General features: G+C 59.4%; 29 protein-coding genes. 12 read left to right on the plus strand and 17 right to left on the minus strand.

Annotated elements, in window-relative coordinates:
- Position 1 precedes the first annotated feature (1 nt).
- Entirely contained in the window at positions 2 to 460 is a 459-nt protein-coding gene (locus SIB92_RS07680; RefSeq protein WP_299419193.1) for a (2Fe-2S)-binding protein, read from the minus strand.
- Between the two features lie 406 nt (positions 461 to 866).
- Between SIB92_RS07680 and gap the strand changes: the two genes are divergently transcribed.
- A complete protein-coding gene (gene gap / locus SIB92_RS07685; protein WP_412555241.1) occupies positions 867 to 1,865 on the plus strand; it encodes a type I glyceraldehyde-3-phosphate dehydrogenase in 999 nt (332 codons plus the stop codon).
- A gap of 88 nt (positions 1,866 to 1,953) precedes the next feature.
- Positions 1,954 to 2,097, plus strand: coding sequence for a hypothetical protein (locus SIB92_RS07690; RefSeq protein ID WP_294118392.1), 144 nt, complete (start codon positions 1,954 to 1,956; stop codon positions 2,095 to 2,097).
- A gap of 88 nt (positions 2,098 to 2,185) precedes the next feature.
- On the opposite strand, the gene SIB92_RS07695 is transcribed toward SIB92_RS07690, so the two are convergent.
- On the minus strand, positions 2,186 to 2,995 hold the full coding sequence (locus tag SIB92_RS07695) for an ABC transporter permease (RefSeq protein WP_412555242.1): 810 nt from the start codon (positions 2,993 to 2,995) through the stop codon (positions 2,186 to 2,188).
- 173 nt (positions 2,996 to 3,168) lie between these two features.
- Between SIB92_RS07695 and SIB92_RS07700 the strand changes: the two genes are divergently transcribed.
- Positions 3,169 to 3,759 carry a GcrA family cell cycle regulator gene (locus SIB92_RS07700; RefSeq protein ID WP_294118390.1) on the plus strand — a complete coding sequence of 197 codons (591 nt, stop codon included), beginning with the start codon at positions 3,169 to 3,171 and terminating at the stop codon, positions 3,757 to 3,759.
- Positions 3,760 to 3,871: 112 nt separating this feature from the next.
- Positions 3,872 to 4,603 carry a hypothetical protein gene (locus SIB92_RS07705; RefSeq protein ID WP_412550680.1) on the plus strand — a complete coding sequence of 244 codons (732 nt, stop codon included), beginning with the start codon at positions 3,872 to 3,874 and terminating at the stop codon, positions 4,601 to 4,603.
- A gap of 39 nt (positions 4,604 to 4,642) precedes the next feature.
- Here SIB92_RS07705 and SIB92_RS07710 read toward each other — a convergent pair whose 3' ends face one another.
- From SIB92_RS07710 to SIB92_RS07720, 3 genes are all read right to left on the minus strand, one after another.
- Positions 4,643 to 5,440, minus strand: a complete 798-nt coding sequence (locus tag SIB92_RS07710; protein WP_412555243.1) for a prephenate dehydrogenase/arogenate dehydrogenase family protein — start codon at positions 5,438 to 5,440, stop codon at positions 4,643 to 4,645.
- A 192-nt stretch (positions 5,441 to 5,632) separates the two neighbouring features.
- The gene (locus SIB92_RS07715) at positions 5,633 to 6,844 is read right to left on the minus strand and encodes a multidrug effflux MFS transporter (RefSeq protein ID WP_412555244.1); all 1,212 of its coding nucleotides are present in this window, start codon (positions 6,842 to 6,844) and stop codon (positions 5,633 to 5,635) included.
- Entirely contained in the window at positions 6,841 to 8,784 is a 1,944-nt protein-coding gene (locus tag SIB92_RS07720; RefSeq protein WP_412555245.1) for an AsmA family protein, read from the minus strand. Before SIB92_RS07720 ends, SIB92_RS07715 begins: the two co-directional genes overlap by 4 nt.
- Positions 8,785 to 9,193: 409 nt before the next feature.
- Between SIB92_RS07720 and SIB92_RS07725 the strand changes: the two genes are divergently transcribed.
- From SIB92_RS07725 to SIB92_RS07735, 3 genes are all read left to right on the plus strand, one after another.
- Positions 9,194 to 11,668, plus strand: coding sequence for an ATP-binding protein (locus SIB92_RS07725; protein WP_412555246.1), 2,475 nt, complete (start codon positions 9,194 to 9,196; stop codon positions 11,666 to 11,668).
- A gap of 177 nt (positions 11,669 to 11,845) precedes the next feature.
- Entirely contained in the window at positions 11,846 to 13,231 is a 1,386-nt protein-coding gene (rimO, locus tag SIB92_RS07730) for a 30S ribosomal protein S12 methylthiotransferase RimO (protein WP_412555247.1), read from the plus strand.
- A gap of 269 nt (positions 13,232 to 13,500) precedes the next feature.
- Positions 13,501 to 13,878 (plus strand): thiol-disulfide oxidoreductase DCC family protein, encoded by a 378-nt coding sequence (locus SIB92_RS07735; RefSeq protein WP_412555248.1) that lies wholly within the window; start codon positions 13,501 to 13,503, stop codon positions 13,876 to 13,878.
- 3 nt (positions 13,879 to 13,881) lie between these two features.
- Here the strand turns inward: SIB92_RS07735 and SIB92_RS07740 are convergent, their stop codons facing one another.
- The 6 genes from SIB92_RS07740 to SIB92_RS07765 form a co-directional block, all read right to left on the minus strand.
- A complete protein-coding gene (locus SIB92_RS07740; RefSeq protein WP_412555249.1) occupies positions 13,882 to 14,130 on the minus strand; it encodes a DUF6455 family protein in 249 nt (82 codons plus the stop codon).
- A 36-nt stretch (positions 14,131 to 14,166) separates the two neighbouring features.
- Positions 14,167 to 14,433: a DUF6455 family protein gene (locus tag SIB92_RS07745; protein WP_412555250.1), complete on the minus strand. Its 267-nt coding sequence runs from the start codon at positions 14,431 to 14,433 to the stop codon at positions 14,167 to 14,169.
- Positions 14,433 to 14,714 (minus strand): DUF6455 family protein, encoded by a 282-nt coding sequence (locus tag SIB92_RS07750; protein WP_412555251.1) that lies wholly within the window; start codon positions 14,712 to 14,714, stop codon positions 14,433 to 14,435. Before SIB92_RS07750 ends, SIB92_RS07745 begins: the two co-directional genes overlap by 1 nt.
- Before the next feature lie 29 nt (positions 14,715 to 14,743).
- Positions 14,744 to 15,013, minus strand: a complete 270-nt coding sequence (locus tag SIB92_RS07755; protein ID WP_412555252.1) for a DUF6455 family protein — start codon at positions 15,011 to 15,013, stop codon at positions 14,744 to 14,746.
- 99 nt (positions 15,014 to 15,112) lie between these two features.
- Entirely contained in the window at positions 15,113 to 15,466 is a 354-nt protein-coding gene (locus SIB92_RS07760; RefSeq protein WP_412555253.1) for a YigZ family protein, read from the minus strand.
- 4 nt (positions 15,467 to 15,470) lie between these two features.
- Positions 15,471 to 16,199: a M48 family metallopeptidase gene (locus tag SIB92_RS07765; protein WP_412555254.1), complete on the minus strand. Its 729-nt coding sequence runs from the start codon at positions 16,197 to 16,199 to the stop codon at positions 15,471 to 15,473.
- A 115-nt stretch (positions 16,200 to 16,314) separates the two neighbouring features.
- On the opposite strand from SIB92_RS07765, the gene SIB92_RS07770 reads away from it, so the two are divergent.
- Positions 16,315 to 16,554: a hypothetical protein gene (locus SIB92_RS07770; RefSeq protein WP_412555255.1), complete on the plus strand. Its 240-nt coding sequence runs from the start codon at positions 16,315 to 16,317 to the stop codon at positions 16,552 to 16,554.
- Between the two features lie 7 nt (positions 16,555 to 16,561).
- Here the strand turns inward: SIB92_RS07770 and SIB92_RS07775 are convergent, their stop codons facing one another.
- The gene (locus SIB92_RS07775; protein ID WP_412555256.1) at positions 16,562 to 16,813 is read right to left on the minus strand and encodes a DUF167 domain-containing protein; all 252 of its coding nucleotides are present in this window, start codon (positions 16,811 to 16,813) and stop codon (positions 16,562 to 16,564) included.
- A gap of 93 nt (positions 16,814 to 16,906) precedes the next feature.
- Here SIB92_RS07775 and SIB92_RS07780 point away from each other — a divergent pair, with 93 nt between their 5' ends.
- The 3 genes from SIB92_RS07780 to SIB92_RS07790 are packed head-to-tail and all read left to right on the plus strand — an operon-like array spanning position 16,907 to position 19,360.
- On the plus strand, positions 16,907 to 18,022 hold the full coding sequence (locus SIB92_RS07780; RefSeq protein ID WP_412555257.1) for a class II histone deacetylase: 1,116 nt from the start codon (positions 16,907 to 16,909) through the stop codon (positions 18,020 to 18,022).
- A gap of 52 nt (positions 18,023 to 18,074) precedes the next feature.
- On the plus strand, positions 18,075 to 18,653 hold the full coding sequence (locus SIB92_RS07785) for a nitroreductase (protein WP_412555258.1): 579 nt from the start codon (positions 18,075 to 18,077) through the stop codon (positions 18,651 to 18,653).
- Entirely contained in the window at positions 18,638 to 19,360 is a 723-nt protein-coding gene (locus tag SIB92_RS07790; RefSeq protein ID WP_412555259.1) for an EI24 domain-containing protein, read from the plus strand. The genes SIB92_RS07785 and SIB92_RS07790 overlap by 16 nt, the downstream gene beginning before the upstream one ends.
- Here the strand turns inward: SIB92_RS07790 and SIB92_RS07795 are convergent.
- Both SIB92_RS07795 and mce read right to left on the minus strand, forming a co-directional pair.
- The gene (locus SIB92_RS07795) at positions 19,305 to 19,610 is read right to left on the minus strand and encodes a DUF1467 family protein (RefSeq protein ID WP_412555260.1); all 306 of its coding nucleotides are present in this window, start codon (positions 19,608 to 19,610) and stop codon (positions 19,305 to 19,307) included. The genes SIB92_RS07790 and SIB92_RS07795 overlap by 56 nt on opposite strands.
- A 68-nt stretch (positions 19,611 to 19,678) precedes the next feature.
- Entirely contained in the window at positions 19,679 to 20,083 is a 405-nt protein-coding gene (mce, locus tag SIB92_RS07800) for a methylmalonyl-CoA epimerase (RefSeq protein ID WP_294118371.1), read from the minus strand.
- A 173-nt stretch (positions 20,084 to 20,256) separates the two neighbouring features.
- Between mce and SIB92_RS07805 the strand changes: the two genes are divergently transcribed.
- On the plus strand, positions 20,257 to 20,970 hold the full coding sequence (locus tag SIB92_RS07805) for a response regulator (protein WP_412555261.1): 714 nt from the start codon (positions 20,257 to 20,259) through the stop codon (positions 20,968 to 20,970).
- Between the two features lie 77 nt (positions 20,971 to 21,047).
- Here SIB92_RS07805 and SIB92_RS07810 read toward each other — a convergent pair whose 3' ends face one another.
- The 3 genes from SIB92_RS07810 to SIB92_RS07820 form a co-directional block, all read right to left on the minus strand.
- Positions 21,048 to 21,764: a GNAT family N-acetyltransferase gene (locus SIB92_RS07810; protein ID WP_412555262.1), complete on the minus strand. Its 717-nt coding sequence runs from the start codon at positions 21,762 to 21,764 to the stop codon at positions 21,048 to 21,050.
- A 65-nt stretch (positions 21,765 to 21,829) separates the two neighbouring features.
- Entirely contained in the window at positions 21,830 to 23,080 is a 1,251-nt protein-coding gene (locus tag SIB92_RS07815) for a DUF1501 domain-containing protein (RefSeq protein ID WP_412555263.1), read from the minus strand.
- 10 nt (positions 23,081 to 23,090) lie between these two features.
- Complete coding sequence (locus tag SIB92_RS07820; RefSeq protein WP_412555264.1) at positions 23,091 to 24,494, minus strand: DUF1800 domain-containing protein; 1,404 nt, start codon at positions 24,492 to 24,494, stop codon at positions 23,091 to 23,093.
- Between the last annotated feature and the right edge of the window lie 127 nt (positions 24,495 to 24,621).

The raw sequence follows: 24,621 nt of genomic DNA on the forward strand, positions 1-24,621 counted from the left end.
CTTACGCCTCCTGCATCTTGGCGGCAGCGGTCTTCACCGCCGCGCGAATACGCGGATACGTCCCGCATCGACACAGGTTGCCGCTCATGGCTTCGTCGATCTCTGCATCCGACGGCATCTTGATTTCTGACAACAGCGACGCCGCCTGCATGATCTGCCCCGACTGGCAGTAACCGCACTGCGCCACCTGATGCTCCACCCAGGCTTCCTGCACCGCGTGCAGCGCCTCTGGCTGACCCAGGCCTTCAATGGTGGTCACAGGGCCATCTACATCCGCCACAGGTGTCTGACACGAGCGCACCGCCACGCCGTCAATATGCACGGTGCAAGCACCACAGGCCGCAACCCCGCAGCCGTATTTCACCCCTTTGATCCCCAGTTCATCCCGAAGCACCCACAACAGCGGCATGTCCTCTTCGACATCCACCTCATGGGATTTTCCGTCCACGATCAGTTGCATAAGCTGCCTCCCGTTCTTTCGCGCTATTTGCGTTGTCACAGAGAGAATAAACCCACTTGCGAACGATCCACTCGCAGATCGCGCCATTCCACCTGCATGTTGTGACAAATTTCCAAAATGGCCGTGCACTTCGACGCGGACCCCAATCTTGATTGAAACCGCCCATTCGTGATTCGAGATCACGCAATTTGGGAGACCAATTTTCTGCACCTGCACAAAACCCAGCGCCCCAGCGCAAACCAACCGCCAGCCGTTAGCGTTACCGGCAGCGGAACCGATAGCGACACCGTCCAATTTTAACGCTAACATCCCGTTTTTTCTTGGGATTTTACCTTTCTAAAAGACCTCTTCCCCTCTATAGCCAAGACCATATTTTCCACCGTTCAGAACAGGACAGGAGCTCTTCATGACTGTTACCGTCGGCATCAACGGATTTGGCCGCATTGGCCGTTCGACCCTCATGCACATCGCCGAAGAAGCACGCGAAGACGTCCGCGTTGTGAAAATCAACGCCACCGGCCCGCTGGACACCGCGGCACACCTGATCCGCTATGACTCTGTGCACGGTCGTTTCCGCAACGAAGTGATTGCCGGCAACGGCACCATGGATGTGGGCATGGGCCCGATGCGCATGTATTCCACCTACGACATGGACGAGCTCGACTGGAGCGGCGTTGACGTGGTTCTGGAATGCACCGGCAACTTCAACGACGGCGAGAAAGCCAAGAAACACCTGGAGCGCGGCGCCAAGAAAGTGCTTATCTCCGCCCCGGCAAAGAACGTGCAGAAGACCATCGTGTTTGGCGTGAACGACACCCAGCTCGAAGCCAACGACAACATGATCTCCAACGGCTCCTGCACCACCAACTGCCTCGCACCGGTGGCCAAGGTTCTGAACAATGCCTTCGGCATCGAAGAAGGCATCATGACCACGATCCACGCCTACACCGGCGATCAGCCAACATTGGACCGTCGCCACAAAGACCTGTACCGCGCCCGCGCGGCGGCCATGTCGATGATCCCAACCTCCACCGGCGCCGCCAAAGCGCTGGGTGAAGTTCTGCCGGAACTCAAAGGCAAGCTGGACGGCTCCGCGATCCGCGTCCCAACGCCAAATGTTTCTGCTGTAGACCTGACCTTCACCGCCTCCAAAGACGTGACTTTGGAAGACGTAAACGCCGTGATGGCCGAAGCGGCCGCGGGCGAGATGAAAGGCGTGTTGGGCTACAACGACCTGCCACTGGTGTCTGTGGACTTCAACCACACCACCGAAAGCGCCACCTTTGCCGCCGACCAGACCAAAGTGCTGGGCAAACGTCTGGTACGCGTGCTGGCATGGTATGATAACGAGTGGGGCTTCTCCGCGCGTATGGCCGATGTGGCCGCCCTGATGGGCCGCACCTAAGCACCTCACAAATCACAAAAACTTGCGCCCTCGGATGGGGTCGGGCATATCTGGTCCGACCACGACATATCCGGGGGCGCAGTGCGTCATGACCAACCAAATTGCCATCTTTCTATTTCTGTTCCTGCTGGCACTGTTGGGGATCGATGTGGTGTTCAATGACAGTGCCGTATTCCTGCTGCTCGCCAAGAAGCTGTTTGAGCTGATCGAATGGCTGGCGTTCTGGCGGTGAACCAGGAAATGGGGCTTTGCACCCGCCCTGACGGGCTCCCCCAGGATATTTTTGGTAAGAAGAAGCCAAGATCAGCATTTTAGCCAGGTCAGCTTTTGAGACGATAGCCGGTTTTGAGCATGGCATAAGCTGTTGCCATCAAGGCGGCGGTGACCGCGCTGACAACCAGGAGGCCCACCACCGGCGCGCTGTCAGACACGCCAATCATGCCATAACGTGTGCCGTCGATCAGGTAGAAGATCGGGTTCAAGCGGGTGAAGCTCTGCAGGCTCTCTGGCAGCGCCTCCACCGAGTAAAACGTGCCGGACAGGAAGGCCAAAGGCGTCACGATGAAATTGGTGATCGCCGCCATCTGGTCAAACTTATTGGCAAAAATCCCAGCCACAATCCCCACCGCGCCCATCATGGCCCCGCCGAGCAACACAAAGGCCAACGCCCAGAGCGGATGCGCCACGCCTTGTCCCAGAACCAGCGCCAAGGCGATGGTGATCGCCACGGCCACACACAACCCGCGCGCAACCGCGCCTGCGAGATAACCAAACACCAATTCCATAGGCGACAAGGGCGGCATCAGCGTGTCCACAATATTGCCCTGCACCTTCGAGATCACGATAGAGGAAGAAGTATTGGCAAAAGCGTTCTGGATCACCGTCATCATCATGATGCCCGGGATCAGGAAAGTCAGGAACGGCACGCCCATCACCGCGCCCCGGCTTGGTCCAATGGCAATCGAAAAGATCAGCAGGAACAAGCCTGCAGTGACCAAAGGCGCCAAAAGCGTCTGTGTCCACACCGCCAGAAACCGCAAAACTTCGCGTTTCGCCAAGGTACCAAGCCCTAGCCAGTTTACCCGACCGAAGCGGCGCACGCCCATTTCCACTGCCTGTTCCTGTGCCATCGCTGCCGATTTCCCCGTGTCTCTGTGGTTTTCCTTCCCCACTCACGCCTTTGCCGCGCGGATGGGTGATTCTTCGCCTTGTAACTCGGGCTGGGGTGATTAGAATAGGTGCCTGACCAAGAAATGCAGAGGCGGCCTTGTTGGAGGCCGCTTTTTAGCTGAGGAAGTGACGGATGTCCTGGACCGACGAGCGCGTAGAGCTGTTGAAAAAAATGTGGGGCGAAGGCCAATCGGCCAGCCAGATTGCCAAGGAGTTGGGCGGGGTAACCCGCAACGCGGTGATTGGCAAAGTGCACCGTCTGGGCCTGTCCAACCGCGCCACCGGCGGCGCCAAGGCGGATGCCAAGCCAAAGGCGGATGCCAAGCCGAAGGCGGCCCCCAAGGCCAAGGCCGCCCCCAAACCCAAAGCGGCGCCAAAGGCGGAGCCCAAGCCGGAACCCAAAACCGAGCCCGCCGTGGCCGCGCGCCCGGCACAGCCTCTGCGCAAGCAGATCATCCCGGCCGGTCAGCCGCTGCCACCGCAGCCGTCCGCCAATGAGATCAGCCCGGAAGCTCTGGCCAAGGTCAACGAAGTTGAAAAGACCGCCAAGAAGCTCTCGCTGATGGAACTGACCGAGCGCACTTGCAAATGGCCTGTGGGTGACCCGGCCACCGAAGACTTCTGGTTCTGCGGCCTGCCTGTACAAACCGGCAAACCTTACTGCGAAGCCCACGTCGGCGTGGCCTTTCAGCCGATGAGCGCGCGCCGCGACCGCAAACGCTAAGCAGCGGCCCCTTAAGACACTTTGAAAAGCCTCGCCCTGTGCGGGGCTTTTTGCTTGTGTCCCGTCAATGGCTTTGTGTCTACTGCAAGTCAGAACAAGGGAGACCGGCGCAATGTCCGCAACACTTTACGGCGACATCACCTGGCGCGAGGTGCTGGCCGTTGCTCTGATCTCGCTGACCCACGTTGGCACCGCGCCGTTCATCAAACGGTTTCCCATTGTGTCACGCTGGCTGCTGGATTTCAGCTCCGGCATTGGGCTTGGCTACGCCTTTCTTTATTTGCTGCCCAAAATTGCCGTCATGACGCAACTGGTCGGCGCGCAATATCCTGACCACGGCCTGCTGTTCAAACATCAGCTCTATGTCTATCTGATGGTCGGTTTCCTGATCTACTACCTGGTGGATTTCAAACAGGACAACAACCGCCCGGCCCGAACGGCGCTGACACTCAACGCTTTGTCCTTTGCCACCTACAACCTGCTGATCGGCATCACGATCACGCATTTTCAAAGCAATCTCACTGCGGCCTACGGGGTCGCGGTCTTTGTCTTTTCCGTGCATCTTTTTGGCGTGAACAGCTTCTTGCACCGAGAATACCCCGCTGCCTTTTCCCGCTGGATGGCGCCTCTGTTTATGGCTGCGATGTATGTCGGTTGTGTGCTGGGCAACCACATCGAAAAGGGCCACCACTATCAATCTATCGCCACCGCAGTGGTGGGCGGCATCATAATTATCCTGTCCATCCGGCTGAAACTGCCCCCACGGGAGCGTGTGAACGTCCGCGCCTTTCTTATTGGCGTAGCCTGCGCCATGGCGGCGACGGCAGGCTACACCGTTATCTGAGTGGAAAGACTGTCCCTTGGCTGTCACCGGGGCCACGATCTACGCGGCCGGCAACACGCTCTGACCCTGCACAATCAACGAGGATCGCTCAAACTGATCCCGCAGCACCTCCGCTTTTTCAAAGAACGCATCGCGCACCTCAGTCGCGTAAGGATTGGAAACCTCAATCGCGTGCAACACCGTTGGGGGATCATCCTGCACCATCTCAATTGCCTCACGCAGCAAGTCAAAGCTCGCCGTGGTCATCCGCTCCGGCAGTGGCCCCAAGTCAGTGAGCACCTTGCCAATCAGGTGGGTCAGACCCTGCACCATCGCCAACTCACGGTCATGTTCTTCTGCGGTGGTGACAATCACCTCCAGCCCCCTTGCCTTCAGGAACGCCGCCACCTTACGCCAGCGCGCACCGCGCTCCGGACACAACGCAATCTTACGCCCCACCACACCGTTTTTGGCACTCTGCGGCCCAAACAGCGGATGGGTGCCCAGTATCTCTACATGCGGCGGCAGCAGCTCCCGCATGTCCCGCATGGGGGCAACTTTCACCGAGCCCACGTCCAGCACCAAAGTACCCGGCCGCAAATGCGGCGCCAACACTCGACAGACATGCGCCATGCGCGCCACCGGCACCGCCAGGATCACGATGTCACATTGCGCCACTTCGGCCAGCCCTTCCATGGTGACTTTGCGCCCATCGGGCAAATGCGCGCGGGTGTAAGCTGGATCGCAGATCCGAATTGGACACCCGGCCCAAAGCTCCTGTGCAATCAACCGGCCAAAGCCGCCAAAGCCCACCAACCCAATGGTGGTCTGTTCGTCTGTGTTTTGTGTCTGTCCCATAGCGGACCTCGTTTGTGAGGCCACGTTTGCCGGGACTATGTGTCTTGGAAGGTTTTTGTGTCTTCATCCCCGTCAAACGCAGCGGATGAAGATGCCAAAGACCCCGCCACTATGTGGTCAGGGTATAATAAGTGCCAAAAAAGATTGTGTTCTTGGTCATGCGCATGTGATGACACGCATCGCGCCGCGTCGTCAACCCACTTCGGACGGCAGCGGATCCACCAGGTCAATCCAGCGCACGTAGACGGCGCAAAACAGCGACACCGCCACGATCGCAATCATCATGGCCATCATCAGCACCACGCCATTCTCCGGTGTCAGAACCGCCCCTGTGAGGCTGGTCAATGCTGCCCCCATAGCCACGCTCATGGCCCCGGACAGCCCAGAAGCGCTGCCCGCCAAGCGCGGACGCACTGACATCGCGCCACTGTTGGCGGCCGGCATGGTCAGACCATTGCCAAGTCCGACAAATATCACCGTGCCGACATAGCTCACCGGATGCACAATCCCGGCCAGAACCACGGCAAACCCAAGACACAGCCCTGCCAAAGCCACCACGCGCCCGGCGACCATCAGCTTCCAAAGCGCCACCCTCTTGCCAAGGACGCCCGACAGAAACGATCCCAAGGAAAATCCAATGGCAATGGTGCCCACCGCCATGCCCACGGTCGTGGGGCTCATGCCAAACACCGCCACGCCCACCAGCACAATGCCGGTGATGTAGATGTAGAACGCCCCAACCGAAAAGCTGCCACACAGGGTGTAACCCCAAAACCGGCGCGAACGGAGCAGCTCCGGGTACGTGGCAAACTGCTCCCGCATGGTGGCAGAGGGATGTTGATTGGTCTCCCCAAGGTCGCGCCAGGTCAGCCAGAGCAACCCCAGTCCAATCAGCGAATAGGCCGCAAAATTCGCTCGCCAGCCAAAGGCTTCATGCAACACGCCCCCCACAGTGGGCCCGGTCATTGGCGCAATTGCCATCACCATGGAGATATAGCCCAAAGTGCTCGCCGCCTGTTGCGGCCCGTGCATGTCCCGCACCACCGCCCGGCTCAGCGCGATCCCCACCACGCCAGCGGCCTGCAACATGCGACACACCAAAAACCACACAATGTCCTGGGCCCAAAAACAGCCCACCGAACCAAGCGCAAACACTGCCAGACCAACCAAAATCACCGGCCTGCGGCCAAACCGGTCCGACAAGGGTCCAATGATGATCTGCAACGCCGCGGTAACCGCCAAAAACGCCCCCATAGACAGGTTGGCCACGCCGTAGTCCACGCCAAACTCCGCAGCAATCGCAGACAGCGACGGCAGGAACATGTTGAGCGTCAGCACCGACATCGCAGTCAGCAAAATCAGCGTATTGAGGTGCGGCGCTGTCCGCCGCTCAGGTCCGCTCAATTGCCACCCAACAGGTTCTGCAAGCCACGCAGCGCCTCCTTCTCCAGCTTGTCTTTGATCGCATCCTCCGTGGATTGGCCTTCTTTCTTCTCCAGCCCCAGTTCTTTCTCAAGCTTCTGCTTAGCCTCATCTTCCACGGCTTTGATGTCCTTATCAAAACTGCGCTTCACCGCTTCCTCCAGATCCGGCACCACGCTGGGGTTGCTCCAGCTGCCATTGATCTTCACCGGCACAATCAGGCTCGGCCCGTCCGGCCCGTGCAGCTGTGGCGAGAACACATAGTCGATTGTCCGCAAGCCAAGCCCCACAGTGCCTTTGCCCGTCGCCGACAAGCGCGACAGCTTCATCAAAAGATCCCGATTGCTCAGCACGCCATCAGCTATGGTCCAACTCGCCACCATGCTGTTGAACACGGTTGTGCCTCCGGTGACGTCCCCACGCAGCAACTTGTCCAGATCGATGCCCTCAATAGTTCCACGTCCTACATCAACGCGGCCATCTCCGCTCAGGTTGTTCATGATGGCATCCAACGTCTCGCCGGAGCTCAGGAACCGGCTTTCAAAATCCGCCGTGCCGCTGAACTTGTCCAAATCCGCCGTCGCCGCCAGGAAAGGCTGCAAAGCGATCTGTGTCACGTTCAGGTCACCCCGCACCGAGAGACCATTGCGGTTGTTGGCCACAAACACCCCCGTGACCGCTCCCTCATAGGCCTCCATTTCCTGAATGCGGGCCACAGCGCGGGCGCGGTCTATCTCCACAGTGGCACGGGTCTTGCCAAACGTTATCCCGTTCAGATCCATCGCCTCGGCGGCAAAGCTAATGGTGCCATCCATCAACCCCAAAGCGCTCGCATCAATCGGTTCTTGGGACCATCCAACCGGAGCGCTGTCCGTTGCAGGGCTTTCGCCGCCTTCCGTCGCCGCGAAACGCAAGGTCTGCGTCGCCACCTGCGCCGCCACTTTCGGACGCACCCCATTCAGATCCACATCCGCCTGCACGGACAAGTCATTGCCCAAAGCACTCACATGCCCGCCGCGCACAGACACCACGCCCGCTCGGGTCAACGTCACATCACCTTGTACCGCCAGCGGCCCTTCGAGCCCCCCTGCGCCCAAGGCGGCAAGAAACGCCGCCGCATCCGATGCCGAGACAGTCAACTGACCACTGACCTCCGGCGCGATCCCGGCACGGCCCGCAAAACGGGCCGTCCCGCCGCCCGCCTGCATAGCCAGTTCCACCGCAGACACATCGCCATCAATCAAAGCCAGAGGCGCCGCAATCACAGCGTCCAGCTTAATCGGCGCACCAAATGGGCTGGCCTCAATCAAAACATCCGCAGCCTGATCAACATCCGGCCAAGTCATCGCCAGTGACACGCCAGACAGCTCCTGTCGCGCGCCACCATGCTCGATGTAACGCACCTGTGCGTCGCTGATCACCAGCTTCTCCAGCGCAAAGCTCTCAAACTGGGAAGCCGTCGTTGGCGCCGGTGCCGGAGCGCTCGCACCACCAGACGGCGCGTCAGCGCTCGCTCCGCCAACCACAGCCGCCTTGGCATCACTCAAATCCCAATTCACCCGCCCATCAGCGGTTTTCTCAAGCAGCACCTCCGGCGCCACCAGCTCGACAGTCTTGATCCGAATGTCCCCGCCAATCGCCGCCATCACGTCGACACCAATTACCGCTTTATCGGCCTTAAACATGGGCCCACGCTCTGACCACGCCGCGTTGCCAAAGCTGACCTTCTCGGTGGTCACACCCAACACCGGATACCAGCTGATCCCGACCTTGCCCTCAAACGTCAGCTCCCGCCCGGTCATCGACTTAACCTGATCCGCCGCCAGTTTGGCAATCTTCTCCCCTGGCAACGCCACAACCAGCACCACCGCGCCAATTGCCAAAATCAAAACCGCTGCCACCAATCCCCGGATTATCTTCATCGGAGACCTCCTTTACTGCTCAAGCGAAGCCTAAGCGCGCACGAACACACGTGCAATCGCGCATATGATCAAACACCCCGGCACCGCTTCTTGGTGACACAACGCCCTGCTCTCAAAGCCAACGGTGGCCAAACAAGCACAACGCACTTCAGCGCACCATCCGCCAAACAATCATGGCCGAATAGAAATGGACACAAGTGTTAAGTGAGATGCCCCCCAATGGGCTAAAACACTGCACCAACCTGTCTTGAACCGCGTGGCGGCCGTCCATGTCACATTGCAACCAGAACCGACTACAAGCGGAACCCCTTGAATTACCCAAGCGGGAAACCCCTTCAGAAAAATCCCCTTCACCGTTTCTTAAGGTGTTCTGACGAAAATCAAAGGGTTGTTTCGAGAGGGCGCTTTGGTGTCGGTTAAAGATCTTCTTTTCTCGGTTCTGCAGACCCAGCAAGATCCGGCGTTTATTTTGGGGATAGAAGACGGGCTGAACCTGTCTTCTGCGAAGGTTGTCTGGGACAACGCAGCCTTGTCCAAACTCCTCTCGAACGCCTACGGGACTAAGAAAACCCAATCTCCCTTGTGTTTCCTCAATGCCGACGCGGCGGATCTTGTACAAAACGGCCTGGTAGAGAAACAGGCGGGGCCGATCCGGCTCAAGAACGCTCTAAGCATGCAAGATACCGCGCAAAACGCACTCTGGTATGATCTCGAAGTAACTTACCTCCCCCCCGAAAGTGGCGAAGACACGCACGTCTATGGGCGCTTTGTCGACGTCACGGAACGAGAGCAACTCCGTGCGTGCGCGCAAGCAACACAGGCCGAAGCCGAAACGGCAAAAGCCCGCTTCCACCATGCGGTGAGTTCCATTCCAGAAGGTTTTGCGATGTATGATCGCGACGACATTCTGGTGGCGTTCAATGCAAAATACGCGGACCTTTATAAGCACTCAGCCCCTGCCATCAAAGTGGGGGCGACATTTGAAGCGATCATGCGATACGGTCTGGAACACGGCCAATACCCCGAAGCGGAAGGGCAGGAAGAGGCCTGGCTGGCGGAACGCTTGGATCGAGAAAACAGGAAACGCGCCCCAGTGGAGCGCGCATTGCCGGACGGCAAGTTCCTGCGCATCCAAGAAGTCGAAAACGAGCACGGCGATCTTGTTGGCTTACGTTCGGACGTGACGCAATACTACGAACAACAGCAGGAGCTGGAGCAAAAGGCGGCGGACCTGGCCAAGGCAAACGAAGAGGCCGAGGCGGCAAGCCTATCCAAAGACAGGTTTTTTGCGCGGATGAGCCACGAGCTCCGCACCCCGATGAATGGCATTCTCGGGCTGACGGAGGTCCTTGAACACACCGCCTTGAACCCACAACAACGGTCGTATCTGAAAACCATCTCCGGGTCGGCGACCAGCCTTCTGAGCATCATCAACGACATTCTGGACTATTCCAAAGCGACCGAGGGCAAATTCACCTTTGCCAATGAGCGGTTCTCTCTAAAGGATACCATTTATGAAGCCGCGGGCCTGATTCAGCCGCTTGCGCATGACAAGAACTTGGACTTCTGGATTGAGTATCCACACACGGTGCCCACCCATTTCTTCGGGGACAGCGCGCGCGTCCGGCAAGTTCTCCTCAATCATCTTGGGAATGCGCTGAAGTTCACCGAAAACGGCCATTTGGGGCTGCGTGCCACGTACCAAACCATTGATGGTGAGGCGCAACTCTCCCTGTCGATTGTGGACACAGGGCGCGGGATCCCAGACGATCAGATGGGAACGCTGTTTGCAGCATATGAGCAAACCCACCAAGACACGGAGGCTGCAGTGGAGGGCACTGGGCTGGGCCTGGCGATTTCCAAAGCGCTTGTCGAACAGATGGGCGGGGCCATCGACGTTGCCTCCACGCTTGGAGAAGGCTCTTGCTTTACGGTGTCTCTTGCCCTGCCCGCCTGTCCGGTATCGAGGCAAAAAGCCCAAAACCGGCAGCCGCCGACCCGGCAGCGTGAGGTGGCGATTGTGGGGCCCGTCACCGAGTCCACTAAGGTCCTGACAAGAAGTCTGGAGACCTTGAATTGTCGTGTGGTTGCATTTGAGGATGCAGAGCGTCTTCTCCTGGAAACTGATCAGTTTCAGGCCGTTATTTGGGATGGCGATCATGTTGATTGCTTTGGACCGTCAGCAAAACAAGTGTTGGACCGCGCGGCCGGCCCGTGCGCACATGCCCTCATGGTCTCAACACCTCTGCGCTACGCCTCTGCTGAAACAGACGCGGCCGACTATTCGGCCACCTGGCTCAAGCCGGTGCGAAGTGAGGAAATCGAACAGCTCCTCTTCCCCGAACGGCCTTCGGACTTTGGCCTGAACCGCGACAATGCATGTGCAGCCAGCGCTAAACCGTGTCAAAGCAGCTCTGGCAACGGGCGGGTGCTGGTCGTTGATGACAACAAAACAAACCGGTTGGTGGCTGGAAAACTGCTGGAGACAGTCGGCGTCATGGTCGATTTTGCAAGCAACGGCTTGGAAGCGTTGGATGTGTACAAGGCGCTGCGGCCAACGACGATCTTTATGGACGTTGCCATGCCTGTGATGGACGGTGTCGATGCAACGGCCCACATTCGAAAGCTTGAGACGGACCTTGGGTTAGCCCCGTGTAAGATTTTTGCGCTGACGGCAAACACGCACAAATCACAAGTAGACCTGTGCCTCAGTGCCGGTGTTGACGGTGTGATTGGAAAGCCTGTCAAACGAAACGACCTGATTGAGGCGATCAACTTCCCAAGTCCCCGAACCTTTTCTGATCTTGGCCGCGAGGTCCCGGGTACTTTTGGTGTCTCAGGCCTCCAGGACACAAAGCACCTGCCAATTCATGAGCGCTGTTGACGGACAAAGGGCGTCGCGTCCTTGCCCGCCTCCCCGAGATCCTGCAAACCCTGTGAGCAATCCTGCTTGGTGACCACACGCAGACGCGCCCCCATTGGGCAACTGGCAATTCAACAACACCGCATCAAAGCGCCCTTCCCCTTTGCCAAACGACGCGCGCTGCCCTATATGCGCCCCATGTCCAGCAATCCGCCCGATCTCCGCCCCGACCTCGCCCGCGCCACGCTCACCGGCGAAGCCCGCCCCGGCCAGCCCACCATCGGCATGGTCTCCCTTGGCTGCCCCAAAGCCTTGGTCGACAGCGAGCGCATCCTCACCCGCCTGCGCGCGGAAGGATATGGCATCTCGCCCGACTATTCCGGCGCAGACGCGGTGATCGTGAACACCTGCGGTTTTCTGGATTCCGCCAAGGCCGAAAGCCTGGAAGCCATCGGCGAGGCCATTCAGGAAAACGGCAAGGTCATCGTGACCGGCTGCCTTGGCGCGGAACCGGAATACATCACCGGCACCCACCCCAAAGTGCTTGCCGTCACCGGTCCACATCAGTACGAGCAGGTGCTCGACGCGGTGCACGGCGCCGTGCCGCCCAGCCCTGATCCCTTCATCGATCTTCTGCCCGCCAACAACGTGTCGCTCACCCCGCGCCACTACAGCTATCTAAAGATTTCAGAGGGTTGCAACCACAAGTGCAAGTTCTGCATCATCCCGGACATGCGCGGCAGGCTGGCCTCCCGCCCGGTACACGCGATCCTGCGTGAGGCGGAAAAACTGGTGGACAGCGGCGTGCGCGAACTCTTGGTGATCTCCCAAGACACCTCCGCTTATGGGCTGGACCGCAAGTACAGTACGCATCCGTGGAAAGACCGCGAAGTGCGCAGCCACATCACCGATCTGGCGCGCGAACTTGGCCAGTTCGACGCCTGGGTGCGCCTGCACTACGTCTACCCCTATCCGCATGTGCGCGAGCTGATCCCGCTGATGGCGGACGGGCTGATCCTGCCCTATCTGGACATCCCGTTCCAACACAGCCACCCGGACACGCTCAAACGCATGGCGCGGCCCGCGCATACCTCCAAAACCCTGACCGAGATCGCCGCCTGGCGCGAGATCTGCCCGGACATCACCCTGCGCTCCACCTTCATCGTCGGCTACCCCGGCGAAACCGAGGCCGAATTCCAGCACCTACTGGATTGGATGGACGAGGCCCAACTCGACCGTGTTGGCTGCTTCCAATACGAAAACGTCGACGGCGCCCGCTCCAACGACTTGCCAGACCACGTCCCCGCCGAGGTCAAGCAAGAGCGCTGGGAGCGGTTTATGGAAAAGGCACAGGCCATATCTGAGGCCAAACTCGCCGCCAAAGTGGGTCAGACCATGGACGTCATTGTCGACGACATCGACGAAGACGGCATCGCCACCTGCCGCACCAAAGCCGACGCGCCAGAGATCGACGGCAACCTGTTTATTGACGAAGGCACTGATGGGTTGAAGGTGGGCGACATTGTCACCGTTGAGGTGGACGAGGCTGGGGAGTATGACTTGTGGGGACAGATAAAGGCGTAAACTGCCTCAGAGCCTGACCCTGGTTGGGAGCCGGAAACGCCCTCCCGTGGGGAGCGCGCGGCGTCTTTGGAAAGGATCCGGGGGATCCTTTCAGCCGCAAGCGGGCGGAGCCCTGGGCGCCGGCCGAACCCGAGGTTCGGCTCGTAGGCGGACAAAGCACCGACACACAAAACAGCGACATCCTGTCCCTTGAGGCCCCATCACCGGCGGCGTAGGCTCTCCTCACAGCCACAAATGGCCCGAGACACATCCCTCATCAGGAGCGTCACATGTCCAACGAAACGCGCGTGCTTTACAATGCTGAGTGTCCGATCTGTGACGCAGAAATCTGCCACTATCGGTCCTACACCGAACAGCGTGACATCCCGGTCGCCTATGACGATCTGAATTCTAACGCCCTCTCAAAATGGGGCATTGATCCGGAAACGGCGGCCAAGCGCCTGCATGTCACCGCCAACGGGGAGCTCTATTCCGGCATCCCCGCGTTCCTGATCCTCTGGCAGGAAATGCCGCGCTTCCGCTGGCTTGCGCGCCTCATTGGCCTGCCCGGCATCAAGCAACTGGCCTGCCTCGCCTACGACCACGCGTTGGCCCCATGGCTCTACCGCAAACACCTGCGGCGACAGGCCAAGGCGAAAGCGGCCTAAGCCTCAGCCCTGCTGCATCTCTTTGAACAAATCGGCGTTCATGCAGTAGTCCGGCGCATTGGCCGCCTTGCCATTAAGCTCCTGAAACTTCTGACAGGCGCCCAGTTCCTGACAGCGGGTGCATTGCATCACCGCATTGCGGAACTCTTTGGCATTTTCCGGGTTCTTCATGATCCTCTCCCCCCAATCGATGCCAACGCGTTCGGACATGCCCGTGACCAAATCGGTGTGCTGGCTCATTTTCTCAAACATCGCTGGCTCCTTTCCCTCGTTTTGCGGTCGCGCAGTTCAACCTGCCGCCAGTTTTTCAAACAATTCCGCATGGCAGCAGAATGCAGGTGCCTCTTTGGCGGTCCCGGCGCGCTGGCCCAGAAAGCTCTGACAGGCCTCGGTGTGCGGACACATGCGACAGCGCGTGACCATATTGGCGTAGTCCTCGGCGCTCAGCGCCTGATCGAGCATCGCCTCGCTGAGCGACACACCCAGCACCCGCGCCATGCTGCGGGTCAGCCAGAAATGTGTCACCGGATCCCCAAGAGGCTGAATATTTCCCATTAGTTCTGCGCCTCCAACGCTACCTTAAGCCGCTTAAAACGGTCTTTGTTCACACAGGGCTCCGGCGCCACCTCTTCGGTCTGCGCCGCCCGCTCATGCGCCGCCACATAGCGGCTGCATCCGGCGTCCCACGCACAACCGCGACAGCCTTCCACCATCTCAGCCCAATCCTCCTGCGAGAGTTCCGCCTGCGCCATCGCCGCCACCAGATCGGTTTGCGTCAACTGCGCCATGCGCTGTGCCAACCAATAGTGTTCTGTGCGATCGCCAAGCGGTTTCATCTCTCACTCCCTGTCAAATTCTATGTGGTCTACTGCGCCCCTTGCAGCCGCTTCAGCAGCTTGGTGTTGCGGCAGTAATGCGGCGCAGCCACCACCGCGCCCTCCTCCTTCAGCCAATGGGCACAGGCCTCCGGTTCACTGCAGGTGGTGCAGCGCAAAACCGCCTCGGAAATCTCTTCAAACTTGAGCGCGCCGCGAATGGCCGCTTCCTGCAAATCCATGCCCAAACGGCTGGCCGTGTCATCCAGCAGCGCCGCATGATGGCGCAGCTTCGTAGTCCGATCCGTCACAATGGTCATAGGCGCCTCTCTGATAGCTGACCCGCGCAGTCTAGCAGGCCGCCCGAAGGACGCCCTTGACCTGCATCAACCAACGATCTGAGAGGAATTTGTTCGCGCTTAGGACAGCGCCTCAAGATAGGCCCGCACACAGTCCTGCACCCGACGGAACCGATCCCCGCCTAACTTTGTGCCGCCATACCAACGGGTTACAACCACTATGTGATCCGTGAGCTCTTCCCGCTCCAGCATCCGCAAGATCACCAACCCCGCGCCGCTCTCGCCGTCATCCCCTTTCAACGGGGTGCCGTCCGCCATCAAAGCGGCCCAGGTGTTGTGCGTCGCCTTGGCAAATTTCTTGTTGCGTTTGAGCTCTTTGAGAAAGGCGTCGGCTTCTTTGCGGTTGGTCACCTTGCCCCCGGACACCGCATATTTGCTGCCCCGGTCGGTGACAACATTGGTCAGTTGCAGCACGCCGTCACAGCCCTGCTGCCGTCTGCTTTACAATCGCCACGCGCGACGCATTGGGCGGGTGCGTGCCGAGAAACTGGTTGCCTGGATCCGGCGTGCGCTCAAAAAAGTTCACCCCAATCAATGGGTCATAGCCCGACTTCTTGGTCAGGATCGTGCCCAGTTGATCGGCCTCCAACTCGTGGTTCTTGGAGAAGCTGCGCGCGCCCACACCTGCTCCCAAATCCATCGCCGCCTCAATCGCTTGCGAGTTGCCACCAGCTGCCGCCACAAGAATGGCCCCCAGCGCCGCGCCGGCCGCCGCATTGCCCTGACTGCGGGCAATATGCCCTTTGATGTGGTGCGCCGCCTCATGCCCCATGACAAAGGCCAGCTCGTGATTGTTGCGCGTCTCCGCCACCAAAGGTGCCGTGAAGATAATCAGCGGACGGCCATTTTTGTCCAGCGTCTGATAGGCGTTGGCGATTTTGGTCTCTTTCGGGTCCACATAAATCTTGTAGTCACAGTTGGTGCCCGCAGGCGTACGCGCCTTACATTCCCGTTCCACCAAAGGCTCCATCCGCGCTTTGACCGGCGCCAAACGCGAGGTGGCCTGCGAGGTGGAAATCTTAGGCGCTAGCTGTTGCTGCACAGCAGGCTGCGGCGTCGAGCTGGTGGTGGTGGACACACAGCCACTCAAAACGACGGCGGCCATCACGCTGACAACGCTGGCTTTCACTGGCAATTTCTGACGCATGACATCCCTCCCACAAGCGGCCCAGTCTAGGACACAGGCGTAAATTTATCATCTAAGCCCCGGGAGACCAGAGGGAAATGCTTGCACCCCCTCCCCTTTGCGCTACGCTGGGGACATGTTCAGCATCGAGCACGAATTTGACGCCACCATTGTGACGCTGGTTGACGAAGGCACCGCCCCCTTGGGGGAAGATGTGGTCATTCACATGTTTGAGGACTGCGTCACCATCGAGCAATATGACCCCCGCACCGATACAGTTCAGAAAATCACCCTGTCCAACACACAGGTGCAAGATTTGACCGCCGCACTGGATCTGCCCGAAGGGGTTTACATGCTCAAACGCACTGCGGACTAGGCGTTCCTCAATCGAGGCGAAACACTTTGTCCCGCGCAGTCGCGCCACGGACCAAAATCAACCGGGATTTGGCCACGCCTAATTCCTTGGCCAGCAACTTTTGCACGGCAGCGTTGGCCTTTCCGCCTTCCGGCACCACAGTCACGTACACCCGCAAGATATCCTCTTCGCGCACCACTTTGTTGCGGGACGCCTTGGGTGTCACCCGCACCGCAATCTCTGTTCCCGCATCGACCAAATCTGAAAAGTCTTCGCCCACTGGTTCTGCCCCCGTTGCCCCTACAGTGATTTACATTTCACAACCGCCCCGCATAGGGTAGCCCGCGCAGGACGAAAGGGGGAGACTTGCCACATGACCACTGGCTTCTTTTTTGATGAAAAATGCTTCTGGCACGCCGGCGGCAACTACGCCCTGACCTTGCCGGTTGGTGACTTGGTACAGCCGCTGGCCGCAGGTGGCCTGCCGGAAAGCCCGGAAACCAAACGCCGCCTTAAGAACCTTATGGACGTCACCGGCCTGACAGGCGCCCTAGACGTGCGCAGCGCACCACCTGCAACCGAGACCATGTTAAAGCGGGTCCATCCCGAAGACTTGCTCACAAAATTCAAAGCCCTGTCAGATACAGGCGGCGGTGAGTTGGGCCTGCGCACGCCTTTTGGCAAAGGGGGCTACGAGATCGCCGCGTTGTCTGCGGGCCTCACGGTCGAGGCATTGCGCGCGGTTGCCACTGGCGCGCTGCAAAACGCCTACGCCCTCTCCCGCCCGCCGGGCCACCATTGTCTTCCTGATTGGCCCAACGGCTTTTGCCTACTCGCCAACATCGCCATCGCGATCGAAGAGGCGCTGGCTCAAGGCCACATAAGCCGGGTTGTGGTTCTGGACTGGGACGTACACCACGGAAACGGCACCGAAGCGATTTTCTATGACCGCGCCGAGGTCCTCACAATTTCGCTGCATCAGGAACGCAACTACCCGATGGACACCGGCGACGTGCCCGACCGCGGCACAGGCGCAGGCCTGGGGGCGAACATCAACATCCCCTTGCCGCCCGGCGCTGGTCACAATACGTACCTGCGCGCGATGGAAAAGATCGTACTGCCAGCTTTGCAGGCGCATAAACCCGACCTGATCATTGTTGCCAGCGGCTATGACGCCAACGCCTTTGATCCCCTCGCCCGCATGCTGGCCACCGCCGACACCTTCCGGCAGATGACCAAGCAAGTCATGCAGGCGGCGGACACGCTCTGTGACGGCAAGCTGGTGCTCGTGCACGAAGGCGGCTATTCCGAAGCCTATGTGCCATTCTGCGGCCACGCCGCCATCGAAACGCTTGCTGGCTCCGACACTACGGCAGAAGACCCGATGGCGGCCACTTTAACTGCACGCCAGCCCAACGCCCGCGTCGAAGCCTTCTTTGCCACGCTGGTCGATGAGATGGCCGAGATTTTCGCAAGCCCGCCCGGTTGAAACCCAACCGCGCCACGCCAACATACCCAATCAACTCCTGAGGGAAGACCTAATGCCTCAACCAAACCAAGCCGCGCTGGATTTTTTGCTGAGCCGCCGCTCTCGTCCCGCCAAAACCCTGATTGGCCCCGCGCCCACGCACGCGGAACTCGAGCCACTGCTGGAGGCCGCCCTGCGCAGCCCGGATCACGGCAAACTCGAACCTTGGCGCCTTATCGTGCTGGAAGGCGCCGCCTTGAGCAAACTTGCCAAGCTCGCCCAAGAACGCGGCGAAGCCTTAGACATGGAGCCGGAAAAGATCACCAAGGCACACGATCAGTTTGACCGCGCGGATCTGGTGGTGGCCGTGATCGAGGCGCCCGTGATCAGCGAAAAGGTCCCAGAGATCGAACAGACCTACTCAGCCGCCTGTGTGTGCCTGCAACTGCTAAACGCCGCACTGGCCGCTGGCTGGGGCGCCAACTGGCTGTCCGGTTGGGCCAGCCATGATCGTGGCTTTGTCGAAAAAGGCCTCGACCTCACCCCACGTGAGCGGGTCGCAGGTTTCATCCACATCGGCACCGAAAAAGTCGCGCCGCCCGAGCGCCCACGCCCCAACATGGAGACCAAAGTCACATGGCTGTCAGCCTAGCAATCTCGTCTTTTGGCAAGACACTCACCCAAATCGGGGACCCGCGCTTTCGCCGGGTCCTTTTCAAAGGCATTGGCCTTGCTTTTGCGCTCTTGTTTGCTGTGAACTTCGGCTTTTTTCACTTGCTTTCTTGGCTCGGTAATGGCGCAACATTGCAAGAGCTGTTTGGCAGCTACACGTGGTTTTTGGACTTTTTGACGGGCACCGCGGTCTTCGCCATGATCATTCTGTCCTTCTTTCTGATGATGCCCGTGGCCTCATTGTTTGCATCGATATTTCTGGACGAAGTCGCAACAGCGGTGGAAGACAGACACTATAGCCACCTGCTGCAAGTGCCCGGTGTTTCCTTTTCGGAGGGACTAAAAGATGCGGTGAACCACTTCGGTGTAATCGTGGCGGCCAACATCGCCGCTCTGGTGATATACCTGATACTCTCGCCTTTGGCGCTGTTCATTTTCTGGGCGCTCAACGGTTTCTTGCTGGGGCGGGAGTACTTTCAATTGGTTGCCATGCGCCGCGTTGGACGTGTAGAAGCCCGCAGGCTCCGCAAAAAGCACATCGGCACCATCTGGCTCGCCGGCACACTTATGGCGATCCCACTGTCTATGCCGATCCTGAACCTGGTGATCCCGATCCTAGGCGCGGCGACCTTTACCCATCTGTACCATCAGCTGGAGCCGTCACCTCAGCAGGCCCCATCACGTTAAACCAGTCAAAATCACGCACAGTGATCACGCCGGTTGTGATGATCCAGTACAAAATCACCCACATCACCGCGGCGACGCCCGTGGTGATCCAGGCTTTGGTTTTGAGATAATGATGCTCAGGACTGCTGGCATGTGTGCCGGGCACAACCTCACCCATATCGCCCTGCGTTTTCAGGCGAATCGGGATCACCATCAAAAAGGTCATGAACCAAAGCACGGCGTATAGAACGAGGGCTGAAGTGATGGTCATTGCGCGCTCCTGAAAAAAAGGCGGACACCGTTGGCCCGCCATTCCTAGTCTGTTTTGGGGTTGGCCTCTTAGACCTGTTCCAGTTCCACAAGGCAACCGTTGAAATCTTTCGGATGCAGGAACAGCACAGGTTTGCCATGCGCCCCGATCTTTGGCTCCCCACTGCCCAGAACACGTGCCCCGGTGGATTTCAGATGGTCCCGCGCCGCCAGAATATCGTCGACCTCATAGCACACATGGTGAATGCCGCCCGCCGGGTTCTTTTCAAGGAAGCCATTGATTGGGCTGTCTTCTCCCAGCGGATAGAGCAACTCGATTTTGGTGTTTGGCAGCTCAATGAACACCACGGTCACGCCGTGGTCCGGCTCATCCTGAGGCGCACCAACTTTCGCGCCCAGCGCGTCACGGTACTGCGCACTTGCCGCTTCCAGATCCGGCACAGCAATGGCCACGTGGTTCAATCTTCCGATCATTTTTGTCTCCTCCAAAGGGCATGGATCCCGCTCCCCGTCCTTATGTGCGCTGATATGCGCAGGCGCAAGCGACAGGGCGTCGCGGCTGCCTTTAACGTTTCGTTAGGCATGTGTTCCTAGCCTGTTTGCACGTTTCGGTACTTGTAGTTTTCGCTTCGTTGAGGATTTCAAACATGGACGACAAATCGCCTTTCTCCCCGCTGACCACCCCATCAGCCGCGCGCCCACTTCTGGGCATGACCGTTCTGGTGGTGGAAGACAGCCGTTTCTCCTCTGACGCGCTGCGCCTGATGTGTGTGCGCTCTGGCGCCCGCATACGCCGCGCCGACTGTTTGACCTCCGCCCGACGACACCTGCAAGTCTACATGCCAACCGTCGCGATTGTGGACATGGGCCTGCCAGATGGCTCTGGCGCCGAGTTGATCGAGGAACTCAACAAAGCCGCCCCGCGCATCGAGTTGATCCTTGGCACCTCCGGCGACGACTTTGCCCAGGAGGCCGCGCTGGCCGCAGGCGCAGACGGTTTCATCGCCAAGCCTTACGGGACGCTTACAGATTTCCAACAGGCCATCCTACGGCGCCTACCGGATGCCTATCGCCCAACTGTGGCCCGTATTGCCGACAACGAGGCAATCAAACCAGACCCTGTAGCCTTCCGCGATGACCTGCTGCATGCGGCCGACACCCTGAAAGAAGGCGACGAAGAGCTGATCGACTATGTGGCGCAGTTCCTCGGTGGCCTGGCCCGCAGTGCTGGCGACAAAGGCTTGCTGAACGCGGTGAAAGCCGTGGAAAGCGCCCGCAAAGAAGGCACCGGCGTGCGCGCCAATGTTGCCGAACTCAACGGCGTGGTCGAAAGCCGCCTCACCGAAGCGGCCGTAATCTAAGACCTACCCTACCGGAACGACGACGTAAGACACGGGACAGTCAGGCGGGGCCATTGGCCTCGCCTTTTCTTTTTGGCTCACCCCTGTTCGGGATCACTCGCGGCGCGCACAAGTTGCGTCAGATCGCTCAACCGCTCCCGCTGCTGGCCAGCCTCATCAAAGTTGCTTGATGACAGCCAAACCTCAAACGCGGCCTTCAAAGCCGGCCACTCCCGATCAATCGCCGCAAACCACGCCGTGTCACGATTGCGCCCTTTGTAGACCAATGCCTGACGGAAGACGCCCTCATAACTCAGCCCCAACCGCTGCGCAGCCCGACGGGACGGGGCGTTGAGCGCGTCACATTTCCACTCATAGCGGCGATAGCCTGTGTCAAAAGCCCATTGCATCATCAGAAACATCGCCTCGGTCGCCGCAGGCGTGCCTTGCATCATTGGCGCAAAGTTGATGTTGCCAACCTCAATGGAACCGCGCTCTGGATAGATGCGTAGATATGAGGCCACCCCCGTGAAGGTGCGCTCTGCCTTGCTGTAGATCGCATAAAAGAAGTGATCTTGGTTCTCGACCGTTTCCCGCACCCAGCGATGATACTGTGCCGCCGAATGAAACGGCCCATATGGCATGTAGTCCCACACCCAGTCATCCGCCTGATACGCGCGGTACAACAACGCCGCATGGGCCTCTGCGTTTAACGGCTCAAGCCGCACATATTGACCGTCCAAAACCTCACCCGATGGCCGTGGTGGCACGGTCCAATCAGGCACGGCAAAGCCCACAGGGCGGGATGTTTGCATGAGTGGTCTTCCTTCAGTTGGCCAAGTAGTGGCACAGCACGCCCCGCGCGCCAAGCCTTTCTAACTTAAGCCAACAATCCCGGCGCATCTCCCAACTGCATCCCCGGAAACACCACGCCCTCAAGGGCCGCCTGATCCAAGCCAAAACTCTCGCGAATGGCCCAGGCTGCGTAGCGACGCACATCATCGGTCGGCATCAGGTCGCGCCCTTGGAACAGATCCGCTTCCTCAAAACCGGTCAGTTGGCCGTGTACCCTTTGCCCCCGAATGGCGCCGCCCGCCATAACCATCATGCCGCCGGTGCCGTGATCCGTACCTCTGGTGCCGTTCTCTGCCACCGTGCGGCCAAACTCTGTCATCGCCAGGACCGTGGTGCGGCCCCAGACCTTCTCGCCAACACCGGCCTTCAGGGCCAACAAGCTGTCGCTCAGCCGCTTCAAAGGCGCGCGTAGGCCACGCGCCTGATGGGAATGGGTGTCCCACCCTCCAATCGAGAAGCAGGCCACACGCGCCGCATCTCGCAACTGCTGCGCCGCAAACTCTGCCACGCGCACATGTGCACCGGCACGCCCGCGTCCCTGCGGGCTCATTTGCGCTTCCATCATGGTTTCCAGCTCATCCATCATCATGCCGCTGTCTGCTATCTCAAACACACCACCGCCGTCGTCACCGGCCAGCACCATGGCCTTCTGCATCGCCAAAGCCATTTCTGGATCGCGTTCCATGGTCAATTCCAACAGGCGCGCGCCTTGACTGGACAGCACAAACCCCACATCCGGCGACCAGGTCTCCACCTCCGCCGCGCCTTGGCTCAGCAACATCGGGTCCGCGCCCACCGCATAGGCCGTGGTCATCTGGCTGTTGGGCATGTGTTGCAGCATCCGGTTCAACCAACCCTCTCGCGCCGTGCCGGGTTGCAGGCTGGCCGTGCCCGCTTCGAGCAAATCCTGACCGTCAAAATGACTGCGTTTGTTGCGATACGGCGTGGAAACGCCCTGCACAAAGGCCAACTCCCCGGCCCGCCACAACGGCCACAGTGGTTTGGCCGCCGCATGCAACATCATACCATCTGTGAGTTCCTGGCCGGAGCGCGCGCCAGCCAAAAGCGTTGGCCGCAGTTGGCGCAATCCCGCATCATCCGGCTGCAACAAATCCAACCCATCCAGACCACCGCGCAGGATGATCACCACCAACCGGTTCTCGCCCCCGGTCGCGGCAAAGCTCACTGGCGTCATCAACGGGCTCGCAGCCAGCGAACATCCCACCGCCAGCCCACGCCCAAGGAACCCACGCCGATCCATCACTGTGTTGTCCATGAAGCTCTCCTCACACCCGCTGAAACGCGGGCGACATCAACACCAGCGCAATGCCTTCACGCCGGTTCTCTGCAGCTTCCGCGGCAAATCGCACCGACGCGGGCGCGGTCGGCCCCAATGTGCTCTCCACAAAGTCGCGCGGGTCCGGCAATGCCTCCAGAACCGCCGTCGGTACGCCCAAAGCCCACTGCAACCGCGCTGCCATGCCCTGCGCTGTCAGCCAATGCCCATCCGCTTCTTCAAAGCCATCCGGCCCAAAGGGCCGCCGCCACGGTTGCCCCATTGTGCGCAAAGGCGTGCCCAACAGCTGTTCCAGCTGTTTACTTTTTACACCCCGAAACTGACTTTTGGGCACCGCCAAAGCCCGTAAGGCGGAACTGACAAACAACTCTGGTTGCTTGAAGTTGCCAACACCCGGTCCAACCGCCCCCCAGGCCGCGGGATGGCGCAGCATCGCCTCAATGACTTCAGCCAAATCTCCGTCCGTTTCCAGATAGCGCGCGCCCATCGAAACCAGCAGATCCTCATCCGGTGTGTCGGACACAAAATGCACAGCCAGTTTGCGCGAAATATGCCGCGCCGTATCCGGATGCCGCGCCAAATCGCGCAAGACTTCGTGCACATCCGCCATCCGCGCACGTCTTGTGCCGTATTCCTTGCCCAACACCGTCTCAGGGCCCGGCTCCGCGCGCTTGGAGATATAAACCGTGCCCTCTTTCTGCACAGTTGTGACCCCGGTCAGGAGTTCCGCCAACTGGCGCACATCACCTTGAGTATAGGCGCCCCCCACCCCCAATGTGTGCAGTTCCAAGATTTCACGCGCGAGGTTTTCGTTCAGCCCCAGCTCTTTCGTGGGCCGTTTCCTTTCTGCAAACCGACTGTTTGGACCAACCGAATTGTTCTGATCCAGATAATGCAGCATCTGCGGATGCAGCACCGCCGAAATCAACAAATCCTCAAACTTTCCATTCACATGCGGGCGAATGGCATTTGCCGCGTAGGAAGGCTCCGCATAGCGATACCGGTCATTTTTTCCAGGCGCGGAAAAGTGATCCACCCAAAAGGCCACCAGCCGTTCACGCAGGGCGTCCCGGTTCCAGACGCGCCGCACCAAAGTTCCGGCAATCCACCCAGCCCCTTCCTGTTTGGCCGCCCGACGCGCCTTACGCAGAGCTTTGCGTAACCGCTCCTGCTCAGCACTCCCGGCTTCCGCCTTGGAAATGCGCCCGCGCGCTTTGCGTATTTCGGCCATCTTGCCCCGCATCTCTGCATCTGTGGGGAAAACAAACCCCGGCAGAGTCACCTCCGCCCCGCGCAGCCAGCGCATCATCTCATCCACGCTGTCTGGCCCCGCCACAACAGGCGAGCGCCCATAGCCAAATCGTGTCTGAGCTATATCAGGATCAAAACCCACTGCTGCCGCGCTCCTTTGGTGCACACGCGTTCTACGCGCTTTTCTATACTGTATCACATAGCCGATCCGGTTCTACGCGGCTTGCTTAAGGCTGCCAAAAATCGACTAAAATCCGCCGATACCCGCC

Origin of the sequence: Shimia sp. MIT1388 (assembly GCF_047124445.1) — a bacterium.
Lineage (GTDB): Bacteria > Pseudomonadota > Alphaproteobacteria > Rhodobacterales > Rhodobacteraceae > Shimia.

Excerpts from the sequence above, each read along its gene's own strand:
- SIB92_RS07680 (WP_299419193.1), bottom strand. The coding sequence starts at position 460 with ATGCAACTGATCGTGGACGGAAAATCCCATGAGGTGGATGTCGAAGAG.
- gap (WP_412555241.1), top strand. The coding sequence starts at position 867 with ATGACTGTTACCGTCGGCATCAACGGATTTGGCCGCATTGGCCGTTCG.
- SIB92_RS07690 (WP_294118392.1), top strand. The coding sequence starts at position 1,954 with ATGACCAACCAAATTGCCATCTTTCTATTTCTGTTCCTGCTGGCACTG.
- SIB92_RS07695 (WP_412555242.1), bottom strand. The coding sequence starts at position 2,995 with ATGGCACAGGAACAGGCAGTGGAAATGGGCGTGCGCCGCTTCGGTCGG.
- SIB92_RS07700 (WP_294118390.1), top strand. The coding sequence starts at position 3,169 with ATGTCCTGGACCGACGAGCGCGTAGAGCTGTTGAAAAAAATGTGGGGC.
- SIB92_RS07705 (WP_412550680.1), top strand. The coding sequence starts at position 3,872 with ATGTCCGCAACACTTTACGGCGACATCACCTGGCGCGAGGTGCTGGCC.
- SIB92_RS07710 (WP_412555243.1), bottom strand. The coding sequence starts at position 5,440 with ATGGGACAGACACAAAACACAGACGAACAGACCACCATTGGGTTGGTG.
- SIB92_RS07720 (WP_412555245.1), bottom strand. The coding sequence starts at position 8,784 with ATGAAGATAATCCGGGGATTGGTGGCAGCGGTTTTGATTTTGGCAATT.
- rimO (WP_412555247.1), top strand. The coding sequence starts at position 11,846 with ATGTCCAGCAATCCGCCCGATCTCCGCCCCGACCTCGCCCGCGCCACG.
- SIB92_RS07735 (WP_412555248.1), top strand. The coding sequence starts at position 13,501 with ATGTCCAACGAAACGCGCGTGCTTTACAATGCTGAGTGTCCGATCTGT.
- SIB92_RS07740 (WP_412555249.1), bottom strand. The coding sequence starts at position 14,130 with ATGTTTGAGAAAATGAGCCAGCACACCGATTTGGTCACGGGCATGTCC.
- SIB92_RS07745 (WP_412555250.1), bottom strand. The coding sequence starts at position 14,433 with ATGGGAAATATTCAGCCTCTTGGGGATCCGGTGACACATTTCTGGCTG.
- SIB92_RS07750 (WP_412555251.1), bottom strand. The coding sequence starts at position 14,714 with ATGAAACCGCTTGGCGATCGCACAGAACACTATTGGTTGGCACAGCGC.
- SIB92_RS07755 (WP_412555252.1), bottom strand. The coding sequence starts at position 15,013 with ATGACCATTGTGACGGATCGGACTACGAAGCTGCGCCATCATGCGGCG.
- SIB92_RS07765 (WP_412555254.1), bottom strand. The coding sequence starts at position 16,199 with ATGCGTCAGAAATTGCCAGTGAAAGCCAGCGTTGTCAGCGTGATGGCC.
- SIB92_RS07770 (WP_412555255.1), top strand. The coding sequence starts at position 16,315 with ATGTTCAGCATCGAGCACGAATTTGACGCCACCATTGTGACGCTGGTT.
- SIB92_RS07780 (WP_412555257.1), top strand. The coding sequence starts at position 16,907 with ATGACCACTGGCTTCTTTTTTGATGAAAAATGCTTCTGGCACGCCGGC.
- SIB92_RS07785 (WP_412555258.1), top strand. The coding sequence starts at position 18,075 with ATGCCTCAACCAAACCAAGCCGCGCTGGATTTTTTGCTGAGCCGCCGC.
- SIB92_RS07790 (WP_412555259.1), top strand. The coding sequence starts at position 18,638 with ATGGCTGTCAGCCTAGCAATCTCGTCTTTTGGCAAGACACTCACCCAA.
- SIB92_RS07795 (WP_412555260.1), bottom strand. The coding sequence starts at position 19,610 with ATGACCATCACTTCAGCCCTCGTTCTATACGCCGTGCTTTGGTTCATG.
- mce (WP_294118371.1), bottom strand. The coding sequence starts at position 20,083 with ATGATCGGAAGATTGAACCACGTGGCCATTGCTGTGCCGGATCTGGAA.
- SIB92_RS07805 (WP_412555261.1), top strand. The coding sequence starts at position 20,257 with ATGGACGACAAATCGCCTTTCTCCCCGCTGACCACCCCATCAGCCGCG.
- SIB92_RS07810 (WP_412555262.1), bottom strand. The coding sequence starts at position 21,764 with ATGCAAACATCCCGCCCTGTGGGCTTTGCCGTGCCTGATTGGACCGTG.
- SIB92_RS07815 (WP_412555263.1), bottom strand. The coding sequence starts at position 23,080 with ATGGACAACACAGTGATGGATCGGCGTGGGTTCCTTGGGCGTGGGCTG.